The sequence below is a fragment of the Mesorhizobium sp. WSM4815 genome (assembly GCF_055811575.1).
This window is the reverse complement of sequence record NZ_JBVVQS010000102.1, coordinates 343,075-357,395: the sequence shown is the minus strand read 5'-3', so window position 1 is coordinate 357,395 and position 14,321 is coordinate 343,075. Positions and strand designations below refer to the sequence as shown.

The window sequence follows — 14,321 nt, the reverse complement described above, 5'->3', positions numbered from 1 at the left end:
ACCATGGATTTTGGCCTCTCCGAGGAACAGAAACTGATCGTCGAGACGACGCGCGCCTTCGTCGAGAACGAGCTTTACCCGCATGAGCGCGAGGTCGAGCGCACCGGCGTGCTGCGCCGCGAGCTGATCGAGGAGATCAAGGCCAAGGCGATCGAAGCCGGGCTCTATGCCGCCAACATGCCTGCGGAGGTCGGTGGCGCCGGCCTCGATACGGTGACCTGGCTGCTTTACGAGAAGGAACTCGGCCGCGCCAATTACGCACTGCACTGGACCTGCGTGGCGCGGCCATCCAACATCCTCTTGGCCGGCACGCCGGAGCAGCGCGAAAAGTATCTCTATCCCTGCATTCGCGGCGAGAAGTGGGATTGCCTGGCGATGACCGAGCCGGGTGCCGGCTCCGATCTGCGCGGCATGAAGGCGACCGCGGTTCAGGACGGCGACGACTGGGTGCTGAACGGCACCAAACACTTCATCAGCCATGCCGATCTTGCCGATTTCGCCATCGTCTTCATGGCTTCGGGCGAAGAGGAGACGCCGCGTGGAAAACGCAAGAAGATCACCGCCTTCTTCGTCGACAAGGGCACCAAGGGTTTTACGGTGCGTGACGGCTACCGCAACGTCTCGCACCGCGGTTACACCAACGCCATCCTCGAATTCGACGATTGCCGGCTACCCGGAGCCCAGGTTCTGGGCGAGGTCCACAAGGGTTTCGACGTCGCCAATTCGTGGCTTGGCGCGACCCGCCTGCAGGTCGGCGCCACCTGTCTCGGCCGGGCCGAGCGGGCGCTTGGCCATGCGATCGAATACGCCGCGCAGCGCCAGCAGTTCGGCCAGCAGATCGGCAAGTTCCAAGGCGTTTCATTCAAGCTTGCCGATATGGCGACAGAACTGAAAGCGGCCGACCTGATGGTGTTCGAAGCCGGCTGGAAGTACGATCAGGGCACCGTCACCGATCAGGACATGGCCATGGCCAAGTTGAAGGCCACCGAAATGCTTGCCTTCGTCGCCGACGAGGCGATCCAGATCCATGGCGGCATGGGGCTGATGGACGATCTGCCGCTGGAACGCATCTGGCGCGACGCCCGCGTCGAGCGCATCTGGGAAGGCACGTCGGAAATCCAGCGCCACATCATTTCACGGGCGCTGCTGCGCCCGTTCGGGGGCTGATAAATGCACAAACTTGAGCGCCTCTTGCGCCCGCGCACGATTGCCGTGTTCGGCGGCGCGCAGGCCGCCGCCGTCGTCGCGCAGTCGATCAAGATGGGTTTTGCCGGCGAGATCTGGCCGGTGCACCCGACCAAGGATGAAGTCGCCGGCCGCAAGGCCTACCGTTCGGTGGCCGACCTGCCCGGCGCCCCGGACGCCGCCTTTGTCGGCGTCAACCGGCATTCGACCATCGAGGTGGTCAAGGCGCTGGCCGAGCGAGGTGCCGGCGGCGCCGTCTGCTTTGCCGCCGGCTTTCTCGAGACCGAGGCTTATGACGAGCATGGCGAGCGATTGCAGGCGGAACTGGTCGCTGCGGCGGGCCAGATGCCGATCATCGGGCCGAACTGCTACGGCCTGATCAATTATGCCGACGGCGCGCTTTTATGGCCCGACCAGCATGGCGGCATCAGGCTGGCCGAGGGCGGCCGCGGCGTCGCCATCATCACCCAGTCGTCGAACATCGCCATCAACATGACGATGCAGAAGCGCGGCCTGCCGATCGCCTTTCTGATGACCGCCGGCAACCAGGCACAGACCGGCCTTTCGGAAATGGCGCTCGGCCTGATCGAGGACGATCGGGTCACTTCGCTCGGCCTGCATATCGAGGCCTTCGATTCGGTAGCCGGCTTCGAAAGGCTGGCCGCGCGGGCGCGAGAGCTGAAGAAACCGATCATCGCCATGAAGGTTGGCCGCTCCGAGCAGGCGCGGCAAGCAACGGTGTCGCATACCGCATCGCTGGCCGGCTCGGACGCTGCCTCGGGCGCCTTCCTGAAGCGGCTCGGCATCGCCCGCGTCGATTCCATCCCTGCCTTCATCGAGGCGCTCAAGCTGCTGCACGTCACCGGCCCCCTGCCCGGCTACCGGCTGTCGTCGATGAGCTGTTCGGGCGGCGAAGCGTCTGTCATGGCCGACAGCGCCGAAGGCCGCTGGGTGAATTTCCCGGCGCTGACCGACACCCACCGCGCCCACGTCAAATCGACGCTCGGGCCGCTGGTTGCGGTGGCCAACCCGCTCGACTACCACACCTTCATCTGGAACAACGAGCCGGCGATGACCGCCACCTTCACCGCCATGGTGTCGGGCGGCTTCGACCTCAACATGCTGGTGCTCGATTTCCCGCGCCCCGACCGCTGCTCCGACACCGACTGGTGGACGACGCTGCGCGCCTTCGAATCGGCGCTGAAGACCAACAAGGCGCAGGGCGCGATCGTCTCCTCGCTGCCGGAGAACCTGCCCGAGGAATACACCGCCGGCCTGATGGGACGCGGCATGGTGCCGTTGTTCGGCATTTCCGAAGCCATGGACGCCGCCCAGGCGGCCGCCTTCATTGGCTGGGCCTGGCGCGAGCCGCAGGCGCAGCCGATCGACACCTCCGCTTCCGGGGCGCCGGCCGGCGACCATGTCACGCCTGATGAGGCCGAGGCGAAAGCGCGGCTGATCGAGGCCGGGCTCCCCGTGCCGAGCGGTGAACGCGCCGGCAATTCGGTCGAGGCGGTCATCTCCTCGATGGCGCTCGGTTTTCCGGTTGCGCTGAAGGCTTTGGGCGTCACCCACAAATCCGAGCTTGACGCGGTTCGGCTCAACCTCAGGGACGCCGAATCCGTCAGCACGGCCGCCCATGATCTCGATGCGCTCGGCACCGGCCTCTATGTCGAGCGCATGGTGCGCGACGGCGTCGCCGAACTGCTCGTCGGCTTCACCCGTGACCCGATGTTCGGCGCGGTGATGACGCTGGGCACCGGCGGCGTGCTGGTCGAGCTGCTGCGCGACAGCGTCACGCTGATGCTGCCGGCGACCCGCGACGACATCGAGGCGGCATTGCGCGGGCTCAAATTGTTCCCGCTGCTCGAAGGCTATCGCGGCCGGCCCAAGGCCGATCTCGCGGCGGCCATCGAGGCGATATCAGGCATCGCCGCCTTCGTGCAGAAAAATGCCGGCGAGATCGAGGAGCTCGACATCAACCCGCTGATCGTCTGCGCGCAAGGCAAAGGCGCCTGGATCGCCGACGCGCTGCTGGTGCTTGGAGAAAACAAGAATGTCTGACGTCATCACCACCCGCCGCGAGGGCACGATCCTCGAAGTCACGCTCGATCGGCCCAAGGCCAACGCTATCGACCTCAACACCTCGCGGCTGATGGGCGAGACCTTCAAGGCGTTCCGTGACGATCCGGATCTGCGGGTCGCCATTGTCAAGACCGCCGGCGACAAGTTCTTCTGCGCCGGCTGGGACCTGAAAGCCGCGGCCAGCGGCGATGCTGTCGACGGCGACTATGGCGTCGGCGGGTTCGGCGGGCTGCAGGAGCTGCGCGATCTCAACAAGCCGGTCATCGCCTGCGTCAACGGCATGGCGGTCGGCGGCGGCTTCGAGCTGGCGCTGTCCTGCGACCTCATCTACGCGTCGGATCACTCCTCCTTTGCGCTGCCGGAAATTCGCGCCGGCACGCTGGCCGATGCAGCGACGATCAAGCTGCCGAAGCGCATTCCCTATCATGTCGCCATGGACCTTTTGTTCACCGGCCGCTGGATGGATGTCGCCGAAGCGCATCGCTGGGGTCTGGTCAACGAGGTTCTGCCCAAGGAGAAGCTCGAGGATCGCGTCTGGGAGATCGCACGACTGCTCGCCGGCGGTCCGCCGCTGGTCTTTGCCGCGATCAAGGAGACGGCGCGGATCGCCGAAGCACTCACCTTCCAGGACGCGATGAACCGGGTGACGCGCCGCCAATTGGCGACGGTTGACGCACTGTACGGCTCGGAGGACAATCTCGAGGGTTTTCGCGCCTTTGCCGAAAAGCGCGACCCGGTGTGGAAGGGGAAGTGAAGGTATTGTTGAAATGACGGCGCCCACCCCCCTCTGGCCTGCCGGCCATCTCCCCCTCAAGGGGGGAGATTGGCAGCTTCGGCCTTGCAGCCCATCTTGCAACGTTGGAGATTGGCGAAAACCGAAGCGACATCCGATCTCCCCCCTTGAGGGGGAGATGCCCGGCAGGGCAGAGGGGGGTGCCCAGGCGCTGTCGTCAGATCGCGTTCAGCGTCCATGACCGACTACAAAAAGCTCATCGACGCCGAGACTTGGGCCTTCATCGAGCGGACCAATTCCTATTTTCCGCCTGATGCGATCGACTACACGATCGATCAGCAGCGCGACATCTACGACCGCATGTGCCGTGAATTCTCTGCCGGCCACCCAGACAACGTTACGGCGGAGACCACCGCCATTGCCACGCCTTCGCATCAAATCCCGATCCGCATCTACCGCACACCCGCGCCGGAAGCGGCGGCGATGGTGCTTTATTTCCATGGTGGCGGTTATATCCTCGGCGGGCTCGACAGCCATGACGACTTCTGCGCCGAGCTTTGCAGCCGCACCGGCTATGAGGTGGTTTCTGTCGATTACCGGCTGGCGCCGGAACATCTGCATCCGGCCGGCTTCGACGATGCCATCAGCGCCTTCGAATGGGCGGCGACGACCTACAAGCGCCCGATCCTGCTTTGCGGCGACAGCGCCGGCGGCAATCTTGCCGCCGCGGTCAGCCATGCGACGCGCGGCCATGCACGAAGGCCGATCGGCCAGGTGCTGATCTATCCCGGCCTTGGCGGCGACCGCTCGCAAGGCTCTTACGTTACCCATGCCGAGGCGCCGATGCTGACGGTCCGCGACCTCGATTTCTACACGAATACCAGGACCGGCGGCGAAGACCGCACCGGCGATCTCACGCTGTCGCCGCTGGCCGATGCCGATTTTGCCAATCTGCCGCCGACTGTGCTGATCACCGCCCAATGCGACCCGCTGTCGTCAGACGGCGAGGCCTATCGCGACCGCCTCGTCGCGGAGGAGGGTCACGCCTACTGGTTCGAAGAGCCGGGGCTGGTGCATGGCTATCTCAGAGGCCGGCACACGGTCGGTCGTGCGCGCTCGAGCTTTACCCGGATCGTTGACGCGGTATCGGCTCTGGGACGCGGCGAATGGATCTGGTGAGGGTCCTACCCCACTGCCCGCGACGCCGCCCGGCCGGCGCCGCGGCCTGAAAAAAGGCAGCCGCCAAGAAACGTCCCTTCCAGCGCCGCATAGCCATGCATGCCGCCGCCGCCGAAACCGGCGGCTTCGCCGACCGCGTACAATCCCTCGACCGGCTGGCCATCGGTACCCAGGACACGGCTGTCGAGATCGGTCTGCAAGCCGCCCAGCGTCTTGCGGGTCAGGATGTTGAGCCTGACCGCGATCAGCGGCCCATTGGCAGGGTCGAGCATCTTGTGCGGCTTGGCCGTGCGGATCAGCCGGTCGCCGAGATAGGCTCGGGCGCCGCGCAAGGCGGTGATCTGCATATCCTTGGAGAACGGATTGTCGAGCTGCCGGTCACGGGCGCGGATTTCGTGCTCGACCTGCGCCAGTTCGAGCAGCGGCTCGCCGCCGACAAGCGCGTTCATGCGGGCGACCAGCGCCGGCAAATCAGGCTCGACGATGAAATCCTCGCCCTTCTCCATGAACGCCTTTACCGGACCGGGAACGCCCGATGTGGCGCGGCCAAGCACCTGGCGCCAGCTTTTTCCGGTGAGGTCGGGGTTCTGCTCGGAGCCCGACAGCGCGAACTCCTTCTGGATGATCTTTTTGGTCAGGATGAACCAGGAATAATCGAAGCCGGTGCTCATGATGTGGCTGAGCGTGCCCAGCGTGTCGAAGCCGGGATAGAGCGGCACCGGCAGGCGCTTGCCGCGGGCGTCGAGCCACAGCGACGACGGGCCGGGCAGGATGCGGATTGCATGGTCGGTCCAGAGCGGCGCCCAGTTCCTGATGCCTTCGACATAGTGCCACATGCGGTCGCGGTTGATGATGCTGCCGCCGGCCTGTTCGGTGATCGCCAGCATGCGGCCGTCGACATGATCGGGAACGCCAGAGATCATGCGTCTGGGCGGCGTGCCGAGCCGCTGCGGCCAGTTTTTGCGGACAAGCTCGGGATTGCCGCCGATGCCGCCGGAGGCGACGATGACCGCTTGCGCGTTGAGCTCGAAGTCGCCGGCGACGTCGCGCGAACTCCTGCGGCCGCGATCGACATCGCTCGGCTCAAGCATGTCGCCGCGCACGCCATTCACGACGGCGCCTGTCCGCGTCAGTTCGTTGACCCGGTGGCGGAATTTGAAGCGGATCAGCCCGCTATTCTCGGCCTCGCGCACGCGCCGTACGAACGGGTCGAGCACGCCCGGCCCGGTGCCCCAGGTGACGTGAAAGCGCGGCACCGAATTGCCGTGGCCGACGGCGTTGCCGCCGCCGCGCTCGGCCCAGCCGACGATTGGGAAGAACTTCATGCCGCGCTGCGTCAGCCAGGAGCGCTTCTCGCCGGCGGCGAAGCCGACATAGGCCTCGGCCCAGCGGCGCGGCCAAAAATCTTCCGCACGGTCGAAGGCGGCGGTGCCAAGCCAGTCCTCGAGCGCCAGATCATGCGAATCGCGGATGCGCATGCGCCGCTGCTCGGGCGAATCGACGAGGAAGATGCCGCCAAGCGACCAGAACGCCTGGCCGCCGAGCGACTGTTCAGGCTCCTGGTCGACGATGATGGTCTTCTTGCCGGCCTCGGCCAGCTCGGCCGCCGCGACGAGCCCGGCAAGGCCGGCGCCGACAATGATCACATCCGCATCGTCAGCCACCTTCTCCCCCCGGCTCTCCTCCCCGGCTGACGATTGTCAGACCGTCTCCCAGCCTTCCTTCTCGCCGGCGCGGAAGATGGCGTCGATGACCTTCTGGTTGAGCACGGACTCTTCCAGCGTGAAGACGCGGTCGGTGCCGCCCTGTGCCGCCCGCGCGAAGGCCTCGACCTCCAGCCGGTATTGCTGCATGCCGGGGAAGCGGAACACTTGCGCCTCGCTATGGTTCTGGTTGTGCAGCTCGATGCGATGGTGGTCGTAGATGCCGGCGTTGAACGGCGAAAGCACCTCGATGAAGCCCTTCTCGCCGTGGAACACCATCACCTGCCGGGCCGCCATCTGCGTCGACAGATAGAACGACAATTCGAAGTCACCGAAATCGGCGCGGATCGAGGAGTAGATGTCGGTGCCGAATGTCTTGTCGCGCTCGATCGTCGCCTGGACGCGCAGCGGCTCCTTGCCCGTCGAAAAGCGCGTCGACACCGTCGGGTAGACGCCGATGTCGGGCAGCGCGCCGCCACCGAGGTCGAGCTGGTTGCGCATGTTCTTGGGATCGACATTGTAGTAGGAGAACGCGCCCTGGACATGGCGCAGCCGGCCGATGGCGCCGTTGGCGATCAGCTCGCGCACCTTGACCCATTGCGGGTGGTAGACGACCATGAAGGCTTCGCAGACCAGCACGTTTTTGGCGTCGCGCAGCTTGATCAGCGGCGGAATGTCCCTGGCATCGAGCGCCAGCGGCTTTTCGACCAGAACATGCTTGCCGGCCTCGATCGCCTTGGCGGTCCATTCGACATGCTGGGCGGTCGGCAGCGGGATGTAGACGCCGTCGACATCCCTGGATGCGAGCAGCTCGTCATAGGAGCCGAAGGCATGGGGGGCGCCGAACCGATCGGCCAGGGCACGGGCTTTCGACAGGTCGCGGCTGGCGATCGCCGATAGCACGCCGTTCTCCGCCTCGACCATTGCAGGCAAAAGATGCTCGCGGCCGATCTTGGCCGTCGACAAAACACCCCATCGGAACATCAGGCTTCTCCCTCTTCAAATTGCAGGCGTGGAGGTTTGCCTGAAATCGGCAAAAAAGCCAATGCGAAGCATGGCAGCGAGCAAGGCGATCGTCTGCGGCTTGTTCGGATGCCGGCGCTGCCCTCCGCAGAGCTTGGGTTCCTCGTCTCCGCAAAGGGGGGCGAGGAACCCAGGTCCTGCAAAGGCTATCCCCTTCTACCTGTATGTGTCATGTCAAAGCCGACGACGCTCCGACAAGCCTCATCCGGTTACCTTGAAGAAATCGACAAAGGCTCGCAGCGCCGGCCGCATCTGGCGGCGGCTCGGGTAGTAGGCGAAGAAACCGTCGAAGGGCGGGCACCAGTCTTCCAGCACGCGAATGAGCCGGCCGGTGGCCAACGCCTCGCGGACATAGTCCTCGAACAGGAAGGCAAGCCCAGCGCCGTCGGCCGCCGCATTGGCGATCAGATGGTCCTCGTCGAGGATCAGCGGCCCTTGCACCGCCAGCTCGATCTCCTCGCCGTCCTTCTCGAATTCCCAGCGGTAGAGGATGCCGCTGGAGAAACGGAAGCGGATGCAACGGTGACCGACGAGATCGTGTGGATGGCGCGGCCTGGGCATGGTTGCGAAATAGGATGGCGCGCCGACGACGGCGCCGCGAAGGTTTGGACCGATGCGCACAGCGATCATGTCGCGCTGCAGGCTCTCGCCGAGCCGGACGCCGGCGTCGAAGCCGCCTTCGACCACATCAGTGAAGCGGTCTTCGATGACGATCTCCAGCACGATGTCGGGATAGGCCGATGCAAAGGCACCGAGCCGCGGCGTCAGCGCCAGGTGGGCGGCGGTGCGCGGCACGGTCAGCCGGAGATTGCCCGCCGGCCGGTCGCGCGCCTCGACCGCCGATTCCAGCGCCAGATCGATTTCCGACAGCGCCGGCCTCAGCCGATCGAGCAGCTGTGCGCCTGCCTCGGTCGGGGCGACGCTGCGCGTGCTGCGCGCCAGGAGCCGCACGCCAAGACGCGCCTCCAGGCTGGAAACCGCATGGCTGACTGCCGAGGGCGCAATGCCGAGCTCCTTGGCCGCGCCGCGAAAGCTGCCGCACTGGGCGACGGTAGCCAGCACCGCAAGTTGGGAGAGATGCGTTCGGTTCATTGATCTATCTTTTAGAACAGCCCGTGCAAGTAAGAGCCGATTATCGAACGCGGTGCAAGGCGCTATCTCTGCCGCATCACAACAAGGAGACGCGTGATGCAAACCCGCAAGCTTGGAAATGAACTTTATGTCTATCCGGTCGGTCTCGGCTGCATGGGGATGAGCTTCGGCTATGGCGGCCAGCCGGAGGTGGACGCGATCGCCACACTGCGCCGCGCCGTCGATATCGGCGTCAATTTCTTCGACACGGCCGAGGTCTATGGCCCGTACGAGAATGAGATCCTGCTCGGCAAGGCGCTGAAGCCGGTGCGTGACCAGGTGACGATCGCGACGAAATTCGGCTTCAAAATCCTTGAAGAAGGCAACGGCGTCGAGCGCATGGCGGGTGTCGACAGCCGCCCCGAACACGTCAAGGCGGTGGCCGAAGCGTCATTGAAGCGGCTGGGCACCGAGGTGATCGACCTGTACTACCAGCATCGCGTCGATCCCAATGTGCCGATCGAGGATACGGTCGGCGCCATGGCCGAGCTGGTGCGCGAGGGCAAGGTGCGCGCGCTCGGCCTGTCGGAGGCGAGTGCCGCGACCATTCGCCGGGCGCATGCGGTGCATCCGATATCAGCCGTGCAGAGCGAATATTCGCTGTGGAGCCGCGATCCGGAGGAAGAGGTGTTCGCCGTCTGCCGCGAACTCGGCATCGGCTTTGTCCCCTACAGCCCGCTCGGCCGCGGCCTGCTGACCGGAACGATCGCCAAGCCAGAGGTGCTCGGCGCCGATGACTGGCGGCGTGGACTGCCGCGCTTCCAGGCCGACGCCATGGCGGCCAATGCAGCTGTTATCGCGACGCTGGAGGCAATGGCGGCGGGCAAGGGCGTGACGCCGGCGCAGCTGGCGCTCGCTTGGGTGCTGCATCAGGGCGATTTCATCGTACCGATCCCCGGCGCGCGAAAAATCCGCCATCTCGAGCAGAACGCGGCAGCAGCACAGATTGCGCTGAGCCAGGCGGAAGTGGCGGCCATTGGCGACGCCCTGTCGCCGGAGAAGGTCGTCGGCAAGCGCTACACCGAAGAAATGCTGGCGCTGGTCAACGGGTGACAGCGGCTATGAAATCCCTTCAGGCTTGAGTTGCCCATTCCGGGGGGCGAGCGCCAGCGTGAGGTCTCGCGCGGCTCTGCCTTCTCCCCCTTGTGGGAGAAGGTGTCGCCGAAGGCGACGGATGAGGGGTGTTCCAGCTTGGCAAAAGCCGCGCTCCGTCCAACACCCCTCTTCCGTCTTGGCGCTACGCACCAATCCACCTTCTCCCACAAGGGGAGAAGGCAAGATGGCGCGGTACCCCTTCTTAGTTTGCAACTTAGGCCCGCAGCACACCACCAGTCTGCTTGTGCACATTCTCGACGATGCGCTTGGCCAGCGCCTCGAAATCCTCGTCGGTCAGCGTCTTTTCGACCGGCTGGATCGACACTTCGATGGCGATCGATTTCTTGGCGGCGCCGAGTGACGCCCCTTCGAACACGTCGAAGACCGAGACGTTGGTGATCAGCTTCCTGTCGGCGGCAAGGGCTGCGCGGGTCAGCGTGCCGGCTTCGACCGCCTTGTCGACGACGAAGGCGAAATCGCGCTTGACCGCCTGGAAGGCGGACAGCTCCAGTCTCGGTTTTGTCCGCGTCGGCTTGGCCTTCGGCTCGGGCACGGCATCGATGAAAATCTCGAAGCCGCAGAGCGGCCCGGAAACGTCGAGTTCCTCCAGCGTCTTCGGGTGGAACTCGCCGAATGTTCCCAAAATGACCTTCGGCCCGAGCTTGATCGTGCCGGAGCGGCCGGGATGATACCAGGCCGGGCCGCCGGCCTCGATCTGCAGCCGCTCGACCGGCGCGCCGCAGGCTTCAAGTGCTGCGATCGCGTCGGCCTTGGCGTCGAACACGCCGACCGGACCGGCATTGCCGGCCCAGTGGCGGCCGGAGCCTTCGAGCTTGGCCGTGCCGCGCCGCACGCCGGCGGCGACGCGCCGTTGCTGGTCGGCCGCATCGCCCTCGTAGGTGCCGGACACTTCGAACAGCGCGACATCGCCGATGCCCTTGTCGGCATTGCGCTGCGCGGCGGCGATCAGGCCCGGCAGCAGCGACGGCCGCATGTCGGACATGTCGGCAGCGATCGGGTTGGCGAGCTTCAGTGCGGTCTGGCCGCCGCCGAACAGTTCGGCATGTTTTGCCGGAATGAACGACCAGGTGACCGCCTCCATCATGCCGCGCACCGCCAGCGCCCGCTTGGCGGCGCGGGTGCGGACCTGCAGGACAGTCAGGATCTTGGCGTTGACGGCATCGTGCGCGCCGAGCGGCTGCGGCGCGATGTTGTCGACGCCATGGATGCGCATGACCTCCTCGACCAGATCGGCCTTGCCGTCGACATCCGGCCGCCAGGACGGCACCGCCACATCGACGACATCGCCCGCGCCTTCCGGCTTGAAGCCGAGGCGCGAAAGAATGGCGAGGCTCTCCTCCATGGGCACCTCTGTGCCGGTCAGCCGCCTCACTTCCGACAGCGGGAAGGAAACGATCTTCGACGCGTGACCGGCATAGCCGACGACTTCGGTTTCGGTCGGCGTGCCGCCGCAGAAGTCCAGCACCAGCTTGGTCGCCAACTCCACGCCGGGCACCATGAATTCCGGGTCGACGCCGCGCTCGAAGCGGTAGCGCGCATCGCTGATGATGCCGAGCGTCCTGCCGGTGCGGGCCGTGGTGATCGGATCCCAAAGCGCCGATTCGATCAGCACGTCGGTGGTGTTCTCGTCGCAGCCGGAATGTTCGCCGCCCATGATGCCGGCGATCGATTCGACGCCGTCCTGGTCGGCTATCACGCACATGTCAGGCGTCAGCGTGTATTCGCGGCCGTCAAGCGCCAGCACCTTTTCACCGTCACGCGCCCGGCGCACGGTAAGGTTGCCGGCGACCTTGTTCGCGTCGAACACATGCAGCGGCCGGCCGCGATCGAAGGTGACGAAATTGGTGATATCGACCAGCGCGCTGATCGGCCGAAGCCCAATGGCGATCAGCCGCTGCTGCAGCCATTTCGGCGACGGACCGTTGTTCACGCCTTTCACCAATCTCAGGGCGAAGCCGGGGCAGAGTTCAGGGGCTTCGATCGTCACCTTCACCGGGCACATGCCGCTGCCGGCATGCGGCATGATCGCGCCGCCGACGAGGCGGCCGAGCCCGCTCGCCGCCAGATCGCGGGCAATGCCGTAGACGCTGGTCGCGTCCGGACGGTTCGGCGTCAAATTGATCTCTATGACCGGATCGTCGAGATGCGCATAGGCGGCGAAGCTGGTGCCGACCGGCGCATCGGCCGGCAGATCGATGATGCCGTCATGCTCTTCGGAAAGCTCAAGCTCGCGCTCGGAGCACATCATGCCGTGGCTTTCGACGCCCCTGATCTTGCCGACCGTCAGCGTCACGTCGATGCCCGGAATATAGGTGCCGGGTGCTGCAAAGGCGCCTATCAGGCCCGCGCGGGCGTTCGGCGCTCCACACACAACCTGCACGGGTGCCTTGCCGTCGCCGGTATCGACCGTCAGCACGCGCAACCGATCGGCATCGGGGTGCTGCACTGCCGCCAGCACCTTGGCGATGACGAAGGGTTTTAGGCTCGATCTGTCGTCGACATGCTCGACTTCGAGGCCGATCGAGGTCAGCCGCTCGACGATCTCGTTGAGCGAGGCGTCGGTCTCGAGGTGGTCCTTGAGCCAGGAGAGGGTGAATTTCATGACTGTGTTCCGTCTGGTCTGGGCACGCTGGTCTTCAGATGTCTCGGCAAGTCATCCGGCATGTGCACGAAGGGAAGCTGCTCGCGCACATGGGCGTGGTGCGTCGGCTTGAAATAGGCCGGCATGTCCATGGCGCCGAGCATGAAATAGATGTGGTCGGCCAGCCGCTCATCGACATAGGCGATCGGCGAACCGCAGATGCCGCAAAAGGAGCGCGTCACCGGCCCGTTCTCGAACATCTTCAGCGCCTTGCCCGTGAAGGCGACCTGCTCGGTGATGAAGCCGACGAAGGCCGATACCGGCGCGCCGCTGGCCCGCCGGCAATCGCCGCAATGGCAATAGCTGACATGGTGCGGTTCGGCCGAAGCCTCGAACCGCACGGCGCCGCAGCGGCAGCCGCCGGTGTGGGCCGCTGTCATGTGCTCAAGCCTGCGAACAGCGTCGGCATGTCGAGCGGCCGGAAGCCGTAATGCGACAGCCAGCGCACATCGGCGTCGAAGAAGGCGCGCAGGTCCGGCATGCCGTATTTCAGCATGGCGATGCGATCGATGCCCATGCCCCAGGCAAAGCCCTGATATTCGTCGGGATCGAGCCCGCCATATCTCAGCACATTGGGGTGGACCATGCCGCAACCGAGGATCTCCATCCAGTCGGAGCCTTCGCCGAAGCGCACCTCGCCCGGCCGCGAACGGTCGCACTGGATGTCGACCTCCATGCTGGGTTCGGTGAACGGGAAGAAGCTCGGCCGGAAGCGCATCTTGACCTGGCGTACCTCGAAGAAGGCCTTGCAGAACTCCTCCAGCACCCATTTCATGTTGGCGACGTTGGCTGATCTGTCGATCACCAGCCCTTCGACCTGATGGAACATCGGCGAGTGCGTGGCATCGGAATCCTGGCGGTAGGTTTTTCCGGGAATGACGATGCGGATCGGCGGCTTCTGCATCTCCATGGTGCGGATCTGCACCGGCGAGGTGTGGGTGCGCAAAAGCTTGCGCTCGCCCTTCTCGTCCGGCTGGAAAAAGAAGGTGTCATGCATCTCGCGCGCCGGATGGCCTTCCGGGAAGTTCAGCGCAGTGAAATTGTAGTAATCGGTCTCGATATCGGGACCTTCGGCGATGGCAAAGCCGAGGTCGCCGAAGATCGCGGCAATCTCGTCGCTGACCTGGCTGATCGGATGGATGCGGCCGCGCTCGGCCGTCGATTGCCGCACCGGCAGTGTGACGTCGACCTTTTCCGCCGCGAGCCGTGATGCGATCGCTGCGTCCTTGAGTTCGGCGCGGCGCGCGGTAAGCGCCTCGGTGATGCGGTTCTTGAGACCGTTGATCGCCGGGCCTTTTATCTGGCGCTCTTCTGCGCTCATCGAGCCGAGCGTCTTCAGCATTTCGGAGACCGAGCCCTTCTTGCCGAGCGCTGAAACACGCACGGCTTCGATCGCCTGCTCGTCTGCGGCCGACGAAATGTCGCTCATCAGGGAATTTTCGAGAGTTTCCATGTCACTCATGTTTCAGACTCGATTGAAGGCAAAGAAAAACCCGCGCCAGCCCTGCCAGCGCGGGTTTCCCAA

Annotated in this window: 11 protein-coding genes; 5 read left to right on the top strand and 6 right to left on the bottom strand. The window is 65.1% G+C overall.

Annotation, left to right across the window (positions count from 1 at the left end; all coding sequences use genetic code 11):
• The first annotated feature begins 3 nt into the window (after window positions 1–3).
• The 4 genes from AC0L2B_RS30490 (at window position 4) to AC0L2B_RS30475 (ending at window position 5,182) form a co-directional block, all read left to right on the top strand.
• Window positions 4–1,167, top strand: a complete 1,164-nt coding sequence (locus AC0L2B_RS30490) for an acyl-CoA dehydrogenase family protein (protein WP_023796872.1) — start codon at window positions 4–6, stop codon at window positions 1,165–1,167.
• Window positions 1,168–1,170: 3 nt separating this feature from the next.
• A complete protein-coding gene (locus AC0L2B_RS30485; protein ID WP_473748010.1) occupies window positions 1,171–3,249 on the top strand; it encodes an acetate--CoA ligase family protein in 2,079 nt (692 codons plus the stop codon).
• Window positions 3,242–4,024, top strand: coding sequence for a carnitinyl-CoA dehydratase (locus AC0L2B_RS30480; RefSeq protein ID WP_473521326.1), 783 nt, complete (start codon window positions 3,242–3,244; stop codon window positions 4,022–4,024). Before AC0L2B_RS30485 ends, AC0L2B_RS30480 begins: the two co-directional genes overlap by 8 nt.
• A gap of 216 nt (window positions 4,025–4,240) precedes the next feature.
• Entirely contained in the window at window positions 4,241–5,182 is a 942-nt protein-coding gene (locus AC0L2B_RS30475) for an alpha/beta hydrolase (protein ID WP_473748009.1), read from the top strand.
• Between the two features lie 5 nt (window positions 5,183–5,187).
• On the opposite strand, the gene AC0L2B_RS30470 is transcribed toward AC0L2B_RS30475, so the two are convergent.
• From AC0L2B_RS30470 to AC0L2B_RS30460, 3 genes are all read right to left on the bottom strand, one after another.
• Window positions 5,188–6,846, bottom strand: a complete 1,659-nt coding sequence (locus tag AC0L2B_RS30470) for an FAD-binding dehydrogenase (protein ID WP_473748008.1) — start codon at window positions 6,844–6,846, stop codon at window positions 5,188–5,190.
• A 36-nt stretch (window positions 6,847–6,882) separates the two neighbouring features.
• Window positions 6,883–7,869 carry a Gfo/Idh/MocA family protein gene (locus AC0L2B_RS30465; RefSeq protein ID WP_091592606.1) on the bottom strand — a complete coding sequence of 329 codons (987 nt, stop codon included), beginning with the start codon at window positions 7,867–7,869 and terminating at the stop codon, window positions 6,883–6,885.
• A 240-nt stretch (window positions 7,870–8,109) separates the two neighbouring features.
• The gene (locus AC0L2B_RS30460; protein WP_473748007.1) at window positions 8,110–9,000 is read right to left on the bottom strand and encodes a LysR family transcriptional regulator; all 891 of its coding nucleotides are present in this window, start codon (window positions 8,998–9,000) and stop codon (window positions 8,110–8,112) included.
• Between the two features lie 96 nt (window positions 9,001–9,096).
• On the opposite strand from AC0L2B_RS30460, the gene AC0L2B_RS30455 reads away from it, so the two are divergent.
• Window positions 9,097–10,092 (top strand): aldo/keto reductase, encoded by a 996-nt coding sequence (locus AC0L2B_RS30455; protein ID WP_473748006.1) that lies wholly within the window; start codon window positions 9,097–9,099, stop codon window positions 10,090–10,092.
• A 256-nt stretch (window positions 10,093–10,348) separates the two neighbouring features.
• On the opposite strand, the gene pheT is transcribed toward AC0L2B_RS30455, so the two are convergent.
• Genes pheT through pheS form a run of 3 tightly spaced genes read right to left on the bottom strand, consistent with a single transcriptional unit; the run spans window position 10,349 to window position 14,258 of the window.
• On the bottom strand, window positions 10,349–12,757 hold the full coding sequence (gene pheT, locus AC0L2B_RS30450) for a phenylalanine--tRNA ligase subunit beta (RefSeq protein WP_473748005.1): 2,409 nt from the start codon (window positions 12,755–12,757) through the stop codon (window positions 10,349–10,351).
• Complete coding sequence (locus AC0L2B_RS30445) at window positions 12,754–13,176, bottom strand: GFA family protein (RefSeq protein WP_027152017.1); 423 nt, start codon at window positions 13,174–13,176, stop codon at window positions 12,754–12,756. Before AC0L2B_RS30445 ends, pheT begins: the two co-directional genes overlap by 4 nt.
• Window positions 13,173–14,258 (bottom strand): phenylalanine--tRNA ligase subunit alpha, encoded by a 1,086-nt coding sequence (gene pheS, locus AC0L2B_RS30440; protein ID WP_473748004.1) that lies wholly within the window; start codon window positions 14,256–14,258, stop codon window positions 13,173–13,175. Before pheS ends, AC0L2B_RS30445 begins: the two co-directional genes overlap by 4 nt.
• Window positions 14,259–14,321 lie beyond the last annotated feature (63 nt).